Below are 17,308 nucleotides of genomic sequence, written 5' to 3'. Positions count from 1 at the left end.
TTAATTGATAAGGAGTGTTCCTTGGTTCTTTAATTGCTTCTTATAGTGCTGCACTTTGTTTTTTAATTGCTCTTTGTTCGCTATTTCGCAAGGCTTACCGTCCAACTGGTAGAGTCCATCGATCATGACTCGCTGCTCATCAAGCGCGAGCAGCATCGGAATATCGCCCCAATGGAGAATACCGGGAATATGGATCGCCATATTGTAGCTGTCCAGCGCTCCCGTTGCACTCGGCAAATAACTGATGGGGAGCTCGCGAAGCAGTAATTCCTGTTCTGAGGTATTCAGCACATTGCTGATCAATGCTGCTATGGCCGTCTCCCGATCTGCAATCAAGAGCTGCTTGCAGGACTTATATTCTTGTTGCAGATAAGTATTGACAAGCCCAATTTCAGACGCCCAAATCCCCATCATGCTACTACCCATCCAGAGCAGTGAGCGCGAAAGTGTATGAAAGCGCGGTAACGCTCCATCGATTTTATCAGCAGTAGCTGAAGAGCGCTCACCGAGCCCAAAGAGATCTATGAGCACCACTCCCTCACCTTTACTGCGAAGCGCCTCAATTTCCTGCATAGCGACCTGTTGCTTACCCATCGAGGGGAAATAGACATGTAGTGTATTTGCGTTGGTAAGAGGAGGGCTTATCAATAACGGAATCAGCTGTCGCGTCGATGTCTCCAATAGAACCCGTTGCCAGCCCTGTTGCGATTCCAACGTCTGAACACGCAGCAAACTATCGGTACCCCCTGTATAAAGTAATGCCCGCAGTTGTTTTTTGTAATCCACTTTATCCAGAGTGGATGTTGCAATCCGTGATTCGGTCCGACTAAATTCACGGCTGATAAAATCCGGTATACTGAGGATCAGCTCTTGCTTAACCCCATGTTTCAGTACTGCAAGCTCATTTGTATCCAAGAGAAGCACATTGTCCAACTGCAATCCTTTCTCGCGCATCACACCAAATGCCCCATCAAACCAATTTATCATACTTATATTCATTTCTGTGGTATAGCTATGTGGTTCATCAAAAAGCTCATAATCGATCCGTTCAGGTACCCCTTGCCGCGCAAAAGCTTCCTTGGCTATACGAAAAGACTTGAGCATCTGATGAGCGTTGAAAGCAGCGTTACCATCTTTAAGTGCCGAAATAATCTTAATTGCCTTAGGCGCCATTACCTGTAACAGTTGTCCTTCTTCAAAATGCAGGAGTCCATTGGGATGGAGTTCGCAGACACAATTGCTGTTCATGATATAGGCGCGGAAAGTTCCGACGCTGACGACAGGAACGGCGGCCTTGATCCGCGGATCCATAGCCGCGAGCCACATCGTCTGATTGCCACCACCACTGGCCCCGGTAGCCCCAATCCTTTCGGGATCTACCTCAGGTAAGCTACAGAGCAGATCAATGGCACGACTGTTTTCAAGTAGCTGTATACCCATCAGAGGTGTCCCCAGATCGAGCAGTGCCGACCCAAGATTAGCTCCATGATACTCATGCTGATGCCCACGTCCGCGCTCGCCCGACCCCATGGCGTCGATACAAAGACATACATAGCCGTTGGATGCCAACATATGAGCCGTACGCTGAACAATCTCACTTCGCCGCCCCGGTGGCCAATGTCCGTGGCTATTGAGTATTGCTGGAAACGGTCCCTTGCCTTTTGGCACATATAAGCTTGCGGGAACATACAGCCCAGGCAAGCTCTGAAAGATCAGGCTGTGAATGGTATAATTGTCCTGCTCAATTGACGAAATCAGCTGCATGTCCAGTGACGGAATAGCATATCCTTCCAGTTTTAGGTTTTTTCTGACCAACTGAACAATATCTTGCGTATTTGCAGCTTTCTCGCAATCCAAAGCCCTGATAAGTTGTTCTGCCTGATCTTCCACCATGACCTTTATCGGGTCTATTTCAGCAGGTATGGTCAATACGCTGGGCAAGGCCGCTTGTTGTTGTGCTTGAATGCTCGAATTTAATCCCATAAGAATACCGAAAGAAACTAACCAGATCTTGAAGTCTATCATTGTAATTTACCCAATTTAGTCCACATCCCACCAGAGTTTGGTTGCCGCATTGTCTGTACCGCCAAGCAGTGCACGACCTTTGCTCAGTTCAACCAGATTGTCTGTCGCCTCGGTCAGTGGATAAGGCAATCTTTTAATAAATGTCCCAATAGGCAGGTCTGCGTTGTCGGACTGGATCAATGCATACATTTTTGGGAATCCTGTACGCCTATATTCTGCCCAAGCCTCCATACCATTGGGATAGATCGCCAACCACTTCTGTACGCCGATCTGTTCACGCTGTTCGGCCACGCTTGTTGCCCATTTGACGGGGATATTGGCTACAGCCGGCGAATTATGATAATCGTCAGGAGCGATAGGCACATGGTTTGATGCGATGTAATTACTGATCTGCGTAGCATCTGTAACGCCCCATTGTTCCATACTCGTTTTGACGCCTTCCTCGTACAGTTGCTTGGCCTCACCGCCCATATTCCAGCCATTCAACGCCCCTTCGGCGCGTAAGAAAAAAGATTCAGCAGCACACATCACATGGAAATTCTGGGTAAAATTTCCTTCAATAGCCACGCCACTGTAACGTACCCAATAGGTGCCCACATTGGAATTGGAGCCTGACTGATTACGTACGTTCCCTAAATCCGTGGCCGTAGCCCCATTTCGCACGCTATTGAATGCCTTTCCAATATAACTGGGTTGAAAATAAATACCTAAACGCGGATCGGCATAGCCTTTTAGGTATGAAGCAATAGTGGAACTCATTGAAAATTCGTTCCATACGGCAACTTGCGCCAATCCATTGGTATCATTTCCAGAAAGGGATTTGAGCATACTGGCATTGTGCGTATTGCTAGACATCAGACCGGCAGCAACAGCTGCTTCTGCTTCGACTTTTGCTTGATTGGCATCCACGTTGGCGATACGCAAGGCCAACCGCAAACGGAGCGAATTAGCAAATCTGATCCAGTTTTCGGTATTTCCATCGAATATCAGGTCGTATCCCTGAAAGATTTTCGTTCCGGCTGGCAGGGCCTTCAGATTGGCTACCGCTGTAGTCAATTTTTCAAAGAAATCTGCATAGATCTTATCCATGTCGTCATAAGGAATAACGTCGTTGGCCTCGGCAGCACCGAAATAAGGTATCGGCCCAAATTGGTCTGTTAGCCGATGAAAGGCATATACCCACATGATATTGGCCAATGCGGCCTCACCTGATTTGGATTCTGTATTTTCGAGAATGCTTTTGAGCTGTGGTGCGGTATCGACATAAATAACTGTCCAAAACCGGCGCTGCCAATCAGGCGTAAGGAGATAACGGTCCGTACTAAACGAATTCGTAGTGAGTGCAAAATATTGGGCATATAGATCCGGCCCCAGATTTTGCACTGTTTGATAAAAAGATCTATTCATTGCCGCCGAAGACTGTGCCTTGGCAAACATAAAGGGCAATTCACGCTGTGTGATCACCGTGATATTGTTGGGATCAGTATTGATATCCTGAAAGTCCTTGGTACAGGACAACAAGCTTAGTGCGAATAGCGAAGTAAAGAGGGTGCTTTTTTTCATTGTTCAAGGATTTAAAAAGTTAACTTAACATTCAGTCCAAAGGAACGGACAGTAGGCGGCACGCCCACTTCAATTCCCTGAAAATTACCCGCTCCCAATGCCGCTTCAGGATCTATGGGGTTGTCTGTTTTGCCTATTCCCGGAATATCCAATTTGGATTTTCCACGATAAAAGAAAAATAGGTTGCGGCCCGTCAGCATCAGCTGTGCACTTTTGATTGCAGCGGTATTTTTGAGGTTAAATTTATAACTGACAGATAGTTCTCGTAAGCGAACATTGGTCATATCATAGGTAAAGAATTCTCCCCAGGCATCGCGTCCGTTCTGCGACACACGCGTCCAAAGCTGCTGCGCTGTGATAGCCTTGGTATTCGATGCGCCACTCACGTCCACGGCATCGAGCACCAGACCTCCTTCCCGGTAATCTGTGGTATAATCAGCCACTCCAAAAGCCGCTAGATAAGCTGAGGTACCCGATACGATCTCACCACCAATACGTGTATCAATTAAGGCATTGACCGAAAAATTCTTATAGCGGACTGAATTTGACCAGCCCAATAAGGCCTTGGGGTTAAAATTGCCCAATTTTTGATTCGCTTCGACCACCGGCAAGCCACTGTCGTCAACCACATATTTCCCTGTCGCCGCATCCCTTTTCCATTTATAACCGTAAAGATCCCCGTATTTCTCCCCTTCATTGACGACAACAGAAGCATATTTGGTACTTTCGGTAATCGTTGCTCGTTTTGTCCGCTCGTGCAGTTCAATCACTTTATTGGTATTGGCTGCAAAATTGAAAGTGGTCTGCCATTCTAGCTTTTCATTTTTTATAGGTGACGCAGTTAATTGGACTTCAATTCCCTTATTTGCTATATTTCCGGCATTGATGTATTGCCTGCTAAAGCCGCTTGCCATTGGCAATCCAAGAAACAAAAGCTGATTGACTGTATTACTTTTGTACATCGTCAGGTCAAACCCCAATCTGTTGGCAAAGAATTTCATATCCAGCCCCGCTTCATAGGATTTGGTCAGCTCAGGTTTCAATTCTGGGATTGCCTTTATTGGTGAACGGGAGATAAATCCTTTTCCAGCACCTAGCCCAAAAGAATACAATTGTTGAAGCAGATAGGGATTCGCATCGTTACCTACCTGCGTATAGGAAGCTCTGAGCTTGCCATAACTGATCCAGGCTGGCACCTTGAGCCACTCATTGAAAATAGTGGATATGCCGACTGAGGGATAGAAATAACTGTGTGGAGATTTTAAGGTTGAGGTCCAGTCGTTGCGTGCTGTCATATCGAGAAAGGTATGATTAAAAAAGGCCAGCTGTGCACTTCCATAAACCGAATTTAGACGTCGTTGGTAACCATTAATCAGTAGAAATTCTGGGGTTGTAGCCATCGTTAGACTAAACTCATTCGGTACGGACAGGCCATTGGCCATATTCTGAAAGCTACTGTACTCCCGATCTAAGGAACTTGCACCCACATTATAGCTGATTTTGACCGCCTCGTTAAGTGTATTATTTCCATTGAACAACAAATCAAAGTTGCGTTCCTGATAGCGCGCATGTGTTTCATAATATTTACCTCCGGGACGGACATCGCCAAGAGAAACAGTACCTGCGTAGAATGACCCGGTTGTTTTATCAATGTATTTATCATAACTGAACCTTCCCATTACATTTAGCCAATCCGTCAACTGATAGGTTGCCGAACCCAATGCGGTAATGCGATCGCGTACTTCATTGACCGAGGTGCGGTTGGTACTCCAATAAGGATTGTCGTATACAGCAGAACCGGACCAGTACTTCCGTTGCGGCTCACCGGTAACCGGATCAATAGCCTCAAAGTCTTTAAGTTCAGCCTTATCCATATCCCGTGGCATCACATACACTTCCACCGGGATTCCCATATCACCCAAACGCGGGCGATTGTCAATCTGCTGGTTAACGTAATTGAGTTTTACATCTGTTTTTAGTTTTGGGATCAGTTCCGTATTGACGCGAAGATTCAAGCTATTCCGTTTCAAGTCGTTACCAGGAATAATGCCTCCAATTTTATTGTTTGTATAAGAAACATAACCCTGTACCTTTTCCGTCCCTCCGTAGGTGCTAATGCTATTGCTGAAGGAAGTCGCATTTTCAAAGAAATCGCGGACATTATTTTTATAGGTTTGCCCTTGTGGTCCCCAGCTCTCCCCGACATTTGTACCACTGACACCTCCATTTCCCCGCCCGTAGGTATTCTGGAATTTACTGAGCATGTTGACCTGATCCAAAGATGCACTACCATTGTAATCAATATTATACCGACCAGCCTTACCTTGTTTAGTTGTAATCAATATGGCACCATTTGCGGCCCTGCTACCGTATAGTGCAGCAGCCGAAGGGCCTTTGAGCACATTGATGGATTCTATATCGTCCGGGTTGATATTTGCAGCGCCATCGCTCGTTCCATAATTGTAGGTTGTTCCGGTAGCTTGTTGTGCACTGGAATTATCATAAGGTACACCATCTACCACGATTAGCGCGTTGTTATTACCGGAAATGGACTTGTTGCCCCGCAAAACTACTTTGGCGGAGGCACCGGGCCCTGTAGCCGCCGTAGTCACCACAGCACCCGCGACTTTACCCGTCAGACTACTCAGCACGTTGCCACTGTTGTCGCGGGCATCGTTGACTGCACTTCCATCCAGTTGTTGTGTCGCATAGGTCAGCCCCCTGGTCTGACGTTTGATACCCAACGCGGTAACCACCACTTCATCAATCTGTTGACTTTCTTCGTTAAGTGCTATCTGGAGATTCCCAGTGGAGGGAACAGCAATTTCGACTGTCTTAAAACCCAGCAGCGAAACTTTGAGCCTATCCCCTGCATTCGCTCTGATATTAAAATTTCCCTGTTTGTCTGTCCGTGCTGCAGCAGTCATACTCAGATTAGTGATCGTTACACCTTCCAATGCGGTATGATCGGTCGCATTGGTGACACGTCCCTGTATTGTTGTAGTCTGTGCCGAAGCGAGACCTGTCCAAAGGAAGAGACAGCTCAGCATCGTGCCTACTGAAAATATTGGATTACTGTGGATATGAACTATCATAATTTATCCATTTAGGGTTAAGATTTTTAGTTTATTCAATTGCGTTATAACCCAAAGAAAGATCTAAAAGCCTAAAAATCCAACACTTTAACCGGATAAAGTAGCGGTAACGTTATCGAAAATCACGGTCCATTTAGCACCCAACATAGCACTTAATTAGGAACAAATTTCCCATTAAAAAAACTTACAATATAATTTAAGAGTAATAAAAATCCGCAAAAAAAGGTATTTAAACAACCTATTTATTACTTTTGAATTTAAAAAAGTAATAAATAAGAAGTTAAAAAAGCTTAATTATAATTTTGAGTGTGGTTTGAAATTTCCCCTTAACGGTCAACAAATTCCTTGACAGATTCTCCATTTTGGTCGATAAATTTAGCCTCAGTTTTAAATAACTGATACCATTTTCGGAACGTACCTATAAACACAAGCAGCATCAAAAGCATGGCCAATATCGCCAATGAAGCCAATAGCAGCTGTCCCTTGGGCAAATAAATATCCATGACCTGTAGATAGCCAGCCCAAAGGGTAATCCCAGCCATAAATACACCCGGAATTGCCGTAATTAAGGCATATTTCCCCCGATTCATCCGAATAAGCATTGTCGTACAGACAATAAGCCCACAGGCAGCCAACAGCTGGTTGCTGATTCCAAATAGCGGCCAGATACTGCTTACATTTCCCGTAAAAACAAGATAGCCCCATGAAAAAGTAAAAATAGCGCTGCATAACCAAACGCCCGGTTTCCAATCCTTATCTTTGAATGGCGGAAAGACATTGCCCAGCATTTCCTGCAAAAAGAACCGTCCGACCCGCGTACCGGCATCGATAGCTGTGAGAATAAATACGGCTTCAAACATGATAGCAAAATTATACCAATAAGCCATCACATTGTCCATAAAGGCAACTTTATCAAAAATATGGGCCATCCCGACGGCCAATGACACGGCGCCCCCCGTACGGCCGTGGAGGTCTACTCCTATTCGATCTGAAAAATGCTGCAGATCTACCGCTTTTAATTCGGGATGTTGTGCCAAAAAATGTGCGTAGTCACCGACTGGTGTGATGATCGCAAAATAGTCGCCCGGCAGTAAGGTACAGGCAGCGATCAATGCCATTAAAGCAACAAATCCCTCCACCAGCATTGCACCATAGCCGACAAAAAGAATCTCCCTTTCGGTTCCCAACATCTTAGGCGTTGTTCCGGTGGCAATAATCGCATGGAAACCCGAAATTGCACCGCAAGCGATCACGATAAAGATAAATGGCAGCGCAGGTCCACCGATTACAGGTCCGCCGCCGTGGATAAATTCGGTCAACGCTGGCATCTGTATGATCGGATGCACAAACACAATGCCTACGGCCAGCATCAGGATCGTACCGATCTTAAGATAAGTGGAAAGGTAATCGCGTGGTACCAGAAGCAGCCAGATGGGTAAGACCGAAGCTAGAAATCCGTAAACAGCAATCGCGATTGAAATGGTCTTCACATCCCAATCGAACAGGTTATCAACGATCGGAATCTCCATCAGACGATGCCCCGCAATGATGCCAACGATCAATAAAATACCCCCCAAAACACTAGCCAATGTAACAGACCCTGTTTTATACCGCATCAAGAGTCCCATAAATATCGCAATTGGCATAGTCAGAATAATGGTAAATAAGGACCAGGGGGCTTCGTGCATGGCGCTGATGCAGGCCAGGGATAGACCGGCCAAAGTGAGGATCAGAATAAACAGAACGGCTATACCGGCTATACCCCCGACAACGGGGCCGATCTCCTTGGACGCAATGGTAGCAAGACTCTGCCCTTTGTGCCGTACAGAAGCAAACAGGACAACCATATCATGCACTCCACCGCCCAGGACACAGCCGATCAAAATCCAAAGCGCCCCAGGAAGATAACCAAACTGTGCAGCCAGCACCGGACCTACCAATGGCCCTGCCGCGGCTATTGCGGCAAAATGATGCCCAAACAAGACCTTACGGTCCGTCTTAACGTAATCATGGCCATCAGCAAACTCGACTGCTGGAGTCGCTACCGCATCGTTGAGACGTAGCACTTTCTGCGCCATGAAAATTCCGTAAAAGCGGTATGCGAGCGCAAAAATTAAAATTGACGCAAATACCAGCGTGAGGGCATTCATATTAGCCAAATCCATCATATATCTAAGTATAATTCTAACGCAATATATTATTTTTGTTCCAATACTTGTCCTGCTTTCAACAGCTCCTTTTTTAATAGCCCGTAATCGACATGCTGCACAACATGATCATGATCAAGTGCCAATACTGCAGCGGCACCAGCACTCTGCCCCAGCACCATAAATACGGGCTCCATACGAATTGAACCAAAGGCAATATGTGAACTGGATACGCAGACCGGGACAAGCAAATTTGTACATTCATCGCTCTTTGGGATGATCGATCCATAGGAAATAGCATAAGGCCGTGGTACGTGAACACCGATATCACCTTCATTTTGAACATATCCTTCTTTGGTCACATAGCGTTGTACATTGTGGGAATCCAACGTATAGGAGCCCATGCCAATCGGATTTTCTACCTTGTTCCTCCCTAGAATATTATGCTCGGTCGTCACATATTGTCCAAGCATCCGCCTCGCTTCACGTATATACAATTGAAAAGGCCAATTGTCATTATCTTGAAATTCATCTTTTGCAAGTCCCCATTCGGCCATTTTTGTCCTTATTGCCGTTGGAACCGAAGGATCATTGGCCATAAAATAATATAAGCCCTGCTGATACCGACGATGGGCTTCGATAATGGATTTGCGTTCGGCATAGCTCGCTTCGGGATAACCATAATTCATCCCAATAAAATCTGTGCTGAACGGACCATGGTTGTTGGCATCGGTCTTATGATTGGGCACCAGATCAAATTTTTGAAAGGCTTCGTCCCAGCCGGCACGGAATAAACGTTGCAGAAGAATATAGTGCTGTGGATCGTAGCCAACAGGCTTAGCAAAGGCCTTCCGATTGCGCGCATCATTGGTCAGGCACATGCGGAAGCAATAGGCCTGCAGCTTCTGGTCTGCTGCGCCATATTGACCGGGATCTTCTGCAGAAACGCCGAATACAAGGCCACTTCCCGGATCGCCTTTACGTATATACGGGCTAATCTGCGCAATAAAATGATGCCGGTGCTGAAAGACTCCCGTCTGCACACCGTTCCACTGCTCCCCATAAGTCTGGTTGGCCTCCCGCCCGATCGTATAACTTACCTTAGCCAGCGCCATCAGATCACCTTCATAAGTGGCATCAATAAATATCTTCGCTTCGTAGACTGTTCCGTCTAAGGTCTTGATCGATTTGATGGATGTGGATTCTTTTTGAATGGCACTTTCCTGCCGATCTAAATAAGCTCCACGGACCACATCAATCTGATGATCCCGCACCCAGGTATCAAAAATACCCTCGGCGACATGAGGCTCAAAGATCCACATCGTCCCATGCGCACTGTCCATCGCGACGGTGCCCTGCCCCCGATTGCCAAAGGACGTCCGGGACTGCCAGTTCCAGCTCGATTCTTCCGAATAATGATTGTATACGTCTTGGTAGAATTTCTTGGCGAGGCCACCAATAACTGCTTTATTGCCGGTATCAGTAAAACCAAGTCCGCCCGAACTTAGACCTCCTAAATGCTCATCGGGCGATAAGATGATTACAGACTTACCGGCCTGCTTCACTTGCAATGCGGCAGTAATCGCCGCAGGAGTTCCTCCATAAACCAAAACATCTACCTTTTTGGTTAAATGCTGCGCTTCAGCCTGTAGAAAAGCGAAAACAAGCATTAATTTTAAAGCCACTTTAATCTTTTTCATACGTCTAATTTTGATCGGTAACCGGAACCCACAATAATGCATTTGCGGCCAGAACGCCTTTTGCGGCTGGCAGAATCTCAACATAAGGCTTGTTGCCTCCGTTTTCAAATTCATATTCACCTAGTGCTACCCAGGTACTGGTTGTCTGTCCGAGAATATTGACCTCCTTGAAATTTATATTTTTTTCGATCCTTGTCTTTCCGGTATAAATGATGAATTTTCCGGTTTCCGTGCTTTCGGCAGTTTTTGGAAAATAGCTATAAAGTTTATACTTCCCCGCGGCAAAATCTTTTCCAGGTGTAAAACGTGCGACAGCAGCGAGATCGCTATCCACTTCCTGGTAACTCATACCATAGCCCTTTTTTGAAGAGACGTGCCAAGCTCCTTTCAACATCACTTGATCTTTATTTTCGACGTGAATAATATAATCGGCCATCCGGCCATCTGCTTTCGGATTGTCGCGCAATATTTTCGTTAAGCGTTTTATATCAACATCTTGAACGGCTATTTTGTTGTCGATTGCTTCGCAAGCGGCCACAGCAGCAGACTGGCCCAGTACCATAAATACGGGCTCCATGCGGATGGAACCAAAGGCGATGTGACTTGCCGAAAGACATACGGGGACAATAAGATTGTTGATTTCTTCTTTTTTGGGCACAATGGCCCTATAGGAAATCGGAAAGGGGGAGAAACCACCGACCTCAACATTGCCCTCGTTTTTGACCATGCCATTCACGATCACACGATCGCAGTTGTGCGAGTCCATGGTATACGCAGCATAGCCTACGCCATCGGCGACTATCGCACGACCCTGACAGTGGTCTTGGGTCATGACGACATCAGCAATCATCCTTCGGGCTTCGCGGATATATAATTGTGGGGACCAGTGGCTATTGTCAAGATATTCATCTTTGGGGTATCCCCATTTTTGAAATTCGATTCGGATCGCCTCTGGTACTGAACTATCGGTGGCAACAAAATATAACAGACCTTTGGTGTAATCTTCATGGGCCTGAATAATCTCTTTCCGTTCGAAATAATCGGCTTCGGGATAACGCCAGTTCATGCCAATCATATCTGTGGAAAATCCATTCCTGTTATTGATATCAGTCTTTCCATTGGGCATCAGACTCCAGATAAATACGTCCTGGATACTCTTCCAAGGCTGTATCTCCTTTTGGCGCTTTAAGAGTTCATATCTGGTTGCGTCGTAATTGTGGGGTTTGGTGATTGCTATTCTATTTTCAGGGACATTAGTCAATGTGATGCGATAATTATAGGCTTGAACCTTGGAATCTCCCGTTCCATTTTGTTTTAAAGGCTCCGTATTGATCCCCCATAAAATACCACTCTTTGGATCACCTTTTTTCTTGTAGGGATCCACACCATCTGGAAACTGATGACCATCTAGCAATTGTACACCATTAATTGTCTCGCCATAAGTGCTATTCGACTCTCGCCCTACGTGGTAGGATACGCCAGCTCTGGCCATGAGGTCGCCCTCGTAGCTGCAGTCCATAAACACTTTGGCGCTGACAGTGGTCTTTTTCCCATTCCTGCTCTCGCTTGGAAGCAGCGAAATATTTTTAATCGATCGATTGTCGGTCTTTACAGCTATCAAGCGATGTCCCATTAACATTTGTGTGCCAGAATGTGCCAGATAGTCCTTAAAAATAGATTCGGCTACCTTGGGTTCAAAAATCCATTGTTCAAAACCGCCATAGTGCTTGCCCATTTTGCGATAAAAATCAAGTGCGAGCCCTGTGACGACATATTTGTTTCCGATATCCGTCTGCCCCAATCCACCGGAGCTGAGCCCGCCTACCCTTGAGCCAGGATCGATCAGTAGTACTGATTTTCCGGCCTGTGAAGCGGTGTAGGCGGCTATTACGCCGGCTGAGGTGGCGCCATAAATACATACATCGACCTTTCTTTCTGTTTGCCCTTTGACTAAATGCCAAAACATTGTCAAAAGTCCAAGGGTCATTAGGAGTGTCTTTTTCATCATTTTCGGATTTAATAGCCTGGATTTTGTTCCAGGCTTTTATTGGTTACAATTTCAATATTCGGGATCGGCCAAAGGTAATTCTTGCCGGGATCGAACTTTCGGAGCTCGATAACCCGCATGTCTTTCTGATTAGCGACATTTTTATAGCTCACGTAATTATCCGCATCGATAGTTGGCGCATTGGCCAGCAAGCTTTTTGGAATGCGGCCATAGAGCGTCGAATTCATAAATTTATCGGCCAGTTTCCAACGTCTCAAATCGACTAGACGAAAGCCTTCATTGGCTAATTCGTAAAGTCTTTCTTTCCGTATGATCTCGCGCAGTTCTGCTTGTGTTTTATTACTCGCGATCGCTGGCATATCGACGCTAGGGCGCTGCCTGATGCTGTTGATTGCGTCATAGACGGTTTGGTCGATCTTATTGTTTTCGATCATCGCCTCAGCGTAGATCAACAACACTTCGGCATATCGGCTCTGAATAATATTTAACTCCGACTCCATGGTAAAGTCCTTGTCCTTCATATCGACATATTTTTTCCAGCAATAACCAGAAAAGGTCGCATAAGCATTGATCGCGTCCTGATTTTGGATACGTACTGCCGTGGACGTATTGTATGTGTAGTTCCAGCAGGTTATGCTATCCTTATGCGTCTCAAACTGAAAACCAAAAAATGTGGTACCAGGGAGCGCAATGGTGTATCCCAAACGCGGATCGCGATTCACGAATGGTTTTTTAGGATCAAATCTGGAAGATTTGTCAATGGCCAATCCGTCCGTACAGAGGTAGCTATCAACAATGGATTGCGATGGAATTTTGTTGGAAGTCCCTTGTGCGTTGCGCGATAGAAATCCGCGCGTAGCACTGTGGGTCTTTGTTTTTTGTAATCGTAGATATTGAAAAGCAAAGATAATCTCCTTGGAAGCCTGCCCGTCGTAAGTAAATAATTGGCCGAAATCATTGTGTAAGGCATATACTTTCAGGTCCATGACTTCTTTGGCCGAACGTGCTGCTTCTTCCCAAAGTCCATTATTAAGTGCTGCCCGCGCCCTTATGGCCAATGCCGCCCCTTTGGTCGCACGTCCAACATCTGCAGAACCATAGCTAACCGGTAAAATAGCTGCAGCTTCATCAAGTTCTTTGAGTATAAAGCTAGCAATTTCAGCCTGAGATATTTTCGGAACATTCGCATCAGCAAGGCTTAGGCCGCTCGTTACCAGGGGCACTCCGCCAAAGTAATCGATCAGATATTGGTAGACATAAGCCCGGATAAACTGTGTCTCGGCTTTATAACGTTTTTGGAGATTGGCATCCATCTTTCCATCCAACTTCTGGATATTATCCAGGATAAAATTACATTTGCCAATGACCTTATAAGAATTGGTCCAGATATTCCGGATGTAGCCATTGTTGCTATCGTGGTCTCCTCTTCCCACAGCCTGTAAATCAGAGGTATTACGATCCCACCCTATATCGGTGGCATCATCAAGTGTGAGGTTGATGGGCATATCGTCCGTAGGGTGAAATGCCAGGGCGCTGTACAAACCATTGACAACCAATGTCAACTCATCCTGATTTTTGAAATAATTTTCGTCAGAAGGGCCATCTAAGGGAGATCTGTCCAAGTATTTTTCGCATGCCCCCACCAAAAGGAGAACTGCAATCGACAGCATATATAACGCGAGTTTATTTAGAGTTTTCATACAAGCCAAGTTTATAATGTAATATCCAATCCAAAAGAATAGACCTTTACCTGTGGGTAAAAGTTACCATAACCTACTGGTGCTTCGACGTCATAACCGTCCCAAAATTTATCTACGCTGAGTAAGTTTGAACCATTAACAAATACCCGAAGTTTATTCAGTCCGATGGACTTTAGCAGCTCAGCCTGAAAGGTATAACCGAACTGTAAATTTTTCAGGCGAAGATAGGCGGCATTTTTCATCCAGAATTGGGAGGACTGCTGGTTGTTATTCTGTCCGAAAGCGAGCCGCGGATATTTAGCCGCAGTATTGTCAGGCGTCCATCGGTCTTTATTGTCCTCACGGATCGTTCCACCAATTGCTCCCGTCGTTGTGAAAGGCTGTATACCTGCTCCATAGAGGTAGCCATCGGCTTTCCCCACACCCTGCAACAGAAAACTGAGGTCGAATCCTTTGAAACTAAAATTGGAGTTGAGCGAATAGGTATATCTTGGAATGGTACTCCCGATAATGACCTTATCGGACTCATTAACTACGCCATCGCCATTTTGATCACGGTATTTGAGGTCACCCGGTGCCAAGGTACCAAACTGTGTGGCATGTGCTCTCACTTCGTCGGCAGTCTGGAAAAAGCCTTCCGAAACATAGCCAAAGATCGAATTAATGGGATAGCCTTCCCTATTGACCGTTAGACCAGTCTGATTGATTCCCCGCATATCCAGCACTTTGTTTTTGACATCAGAGAGGTTGAATGTAAAATTATATTTAAAGTCTTTGGCTGGATCGCTTCGATAGCCCATGGAAAGCTCCCACCCTTTATTCTCGACGACGCCTGCATTTTGATAAGGCTTATTCAAACCGATGATGAGCGGGATGTCCAGCTGTAATAATATATCACTGGTTTTTCTGTTGTATAGATCTGCGGTAATAGTCCATCGCTTAAATAAGGTAAGATCAATTCCGATATTTTTCTCTTCGGTAGACTCCCATGTAATATTAGGATTGGACATATCATTTAGCGCTGCCGTATTGACGATGCCATTGCCCAATGTATAAGAACCCAGGTTTAGAGATGCCACGGCTGGATAGGTACCGATATTCTGATTTCCTAGTTTACCCCATGATGCCCTGATTTTTCCCTCTGTAAGCCAGCCCTTGGATGCTGTTAGGAACTGCTCCTCAGAAAAACGCCATCCTGCAGACGCCGACGGGAAAAAGCCATAGCGATTACCTTTGGCAAACCTGGACGAACCATCGTAGCGTGCATTGAGTTCCAAAAGATAACGGTCTTTGAAAACGTAATTGATCCGAGAAAATAAAGATTGTAACGCCCACTCGGAGGCACTGCCTGTAGCTGACTGATTCAGTGCCGAACCGGCATTGAGCACTTCATAGTCAGGGAGAACGTAGGTGTCTCTAAAACCCTGGGAGTAGTCAATTTTGTAGTCTTCACGCGAACCACCAATCAATGCTTTCAGCTGATGCGGACCAAAATCTTTGTTTAGCGTAAGGGTCGCCCGCATATTATTAAAAAGTTCTTGGCTATTGTATTGCGTAAGTGCTGTCCGCACAGGGACCGAGAAGCTCGGCGTACCATCTGGAAAATAGGATTGTACTGCTTTCCGGAAATTTTTATTTACCTGCGTCGCATATTTAGGTGCATAATTGACCTCGGCAGTCAACCATTCTTTGGGTCTGTAGATCAATGATGCATTGATACTGCCAAATGGACTTTTGTTGGTAGCAACACCACCATCAGCCGCGGCCGAGACGGGATTATTACCATTCCAGCCCAATCCCCAGGTACCATTGGAATTTCTGAAGGATTGATTGGCGGGAATACTGCTCATCCACTGAAAAAGTTCTTCGATGCTCGCTGCTGGTGAGGTGACGATCGGATTGACGTATTGAAAGTCAAATTTAACGGCGAGCTGATCTGAGAATTTAACATCCACGTTGTTGCGGATGGTATAGCGCTTAAACGAACTATTCAGTGTTAAGCCCTTCTGGTCGAAATAACCGACCGAAGTCAGCATTTTAACTTTGTTTGTGCCTGCATTGACTGTCAGAAAATGGCTTTGCTGAAATCCATTCCCCTGCAAGGATTCCTTTTGCCAATCAGTATTGGGATACTCGTCCGAACTACCGTTGCCCTGACTACGGTAGGCGGCAATGATATCTTCTGGATACAATGGACTCGCACCAACATTGGTATACGCTTCGTTCGTCAGCAGCATATGATCTAGGGCATTGACGATTTTGGGCATATTGGTTGCGGACTGCCAACCAAAATAATTATTGTAGGCAATAGCGACCTTATCAGAACTTCCCCTTTTTGTCGTGACCAAGATAACACCATTGGCAGCTCTCGACCCATAGATCGACGCCGATGCGGCATCTTTTAATATTGAAATATTCTCTATTAAATTGGGGTCGATATTATTGATGGAGCCTTCAATCCCATCAATTAGTACTAAAGGCGCGGCGTTGCCAAGTGTACCGATACCGCGAATACGGATATCCGCACCGTCCGACCCCGGCTTACCAGAACGCTGCGTCACGGTTACTCCCGAGGCCATGCCCTGTAGGGCTGACGAAGTTTGCCCAGCGGGTCTATTATTCAGATCTTCACCCGATACGGCGGAAACAGCGCCCGTCAAATTGACCTTTTTCTGAACACCATAACCGACGACGACAACTTCGTCTATCATTCCGGTGTGAGGTTTCAGACGGATAAGCACTGTGTTTTTGCTGGTAGCCGTTGCCACAAAATGCTTAACAGAATCGGTATCGTAACCGAGATGGTGGGCATAGATCGTATAATTTTCGCCAGCAACAAGTGGCGTTAAAACAAACAACCCGTTGTTATCGGCCACAAAATGGAATTTTTTACTGCTCTTCTCGTGGACAAGATCAATAGTTGCGCCGGGTAATGTATTCCCTTCGTTGTCTACTATTTTACCATTTACTTTTAGGTTTGATTGCGCAAATCCTACAGAAAAGTATGGAAATAGCAATCCCACGAGCATTAATTTGATTAGAATATGCTTCATAATTGTTTACAGTTGGT

General features: G+C 45.7%; 8 protein-coding genes. All 8 read right to left on the bottom strand.

The features are described from left to right. The 8 genes from J2X77_RS01155 to J2X77_RS01120 all read right to left on the bottom strand — a co-directional run bounded on the left by J2X77_RS01155 (nt 1) and on the right by J2X77_RS01120 (nt 17,291). Nucleotides 1-2,025 carry an acetylxylan esterase gene (locus J2X77_RS01155; protein ID WP_310078559.1) on the bottom strand — a complete coding sequence of 675 codons (2,025 nt, stop codon included), beginning with the start codon at nt 2,023-2,025 and terminating at the stop codon, nt 1-3. A 15-nt stretch (nt 2,026-2,040) separates the two neighbouring features. Beyond that, nucleotides 2,041-3,588, bottom strand: coding sequence for a SusD/RagB family nutrient-binding outer membrane lipoprotein (locus J2X77_RS01150; protein WP_209575370.1), 1,548 nt, complete (start codon nt 3,586-3,588; stop codon nt 2,041-2,043). A gap of 11 nt (nt 3,589-3,599) precedes the next feature. Further along, nucleotides 3,600-6,683, bottom strand: coding sequence for a SusC/RagA family TonB-linked outer membrane protein (locus J2X77_RS01145; RefSeq protein ID WP_209575372.1), 3,084 nt, complete (start codon nt 6,681-6,683; stop codon nt 3,600-3,602). A 326-nt stretch (nt 6,684-7,009) separates the two neighbouring features. Further along, nucleotides 7,010-8,851 carry a carbon starvation protein A gene (locus J2X77_RS01140; RefSeq protein WP_310078558.1) on the bottom strand — a complete coding sequence of 614 codons (1,842 nt, stop codon included), beginning with the start codon at nt 8,849-8,851 and terminating at the stop codon, nt 7,010-7,012. A gap of 29 nt (nt 8,852-8,880) precedes the next feature. Then, nucleotides 8,881-10,530: an FAD-dependent oxidoreductase gene (locus J2X77_RS01135; protein ID WP_209575374.1), complete on the bottom strand. Its 1,650-nt coding sequence runs from the start codon at nt 10,528-10,530 to the stop codon at nt 8,881-8,883. A 4-nt stretch (nt 10,531-10,534) separates the two neighbouring features. Further along, entirely contained in the window at nt 10,535-12,535 is a 2,001-nt protein-coding gene (locus J2X77_RS01130) for an FAD-dependent oxidoreductase (RefSeq protein WP_209575376.1), read from the bottom strand. Between the two features lie 11 nt (nt 12,536-12,546). Then, nucleotides 12,547-14,238 (bottom strand): RagB/SusD family nutrient uptake outer membrane protein, encoded by a 1,692-nt coding sequence (locus J2X77_RS01125; protein ID WP_209575378.1) that lies wholly within the window; start codon nt 14,236-14,238, stop codon nt 12,547-12,549. Nucleotides 14,239-14,249: 11 nt separating this feature from the next. Continuing rightward, a complete protein-coding gene (locus tag J2X77_RS01120) occupies nt 14,250-17,291 on the bottom strand; it encodes a TonB-dependent receptor (protein WP_209575380.1) in 3,042 nt (1,013 codons plus the stop codon). Nucleotides 17,292-17,308: the final 17 nt, after the last annotated feature.

The sequence above is a fragment of the Sphingobacterium sp. 2149 genome, assembly GCF_031455655.1.
Taxonomy (GTDB): Bacteria; Bacteroidota; Bacteroidia; order Sphingobacteriales; family Sphingobacteriaceae; genus Sphingobacterium.
The sequence above is the reverse complement of the archived record's forward strand: the minus strand, read 5'-3'. Positions and strand labels throughout refer to the sequence as shown.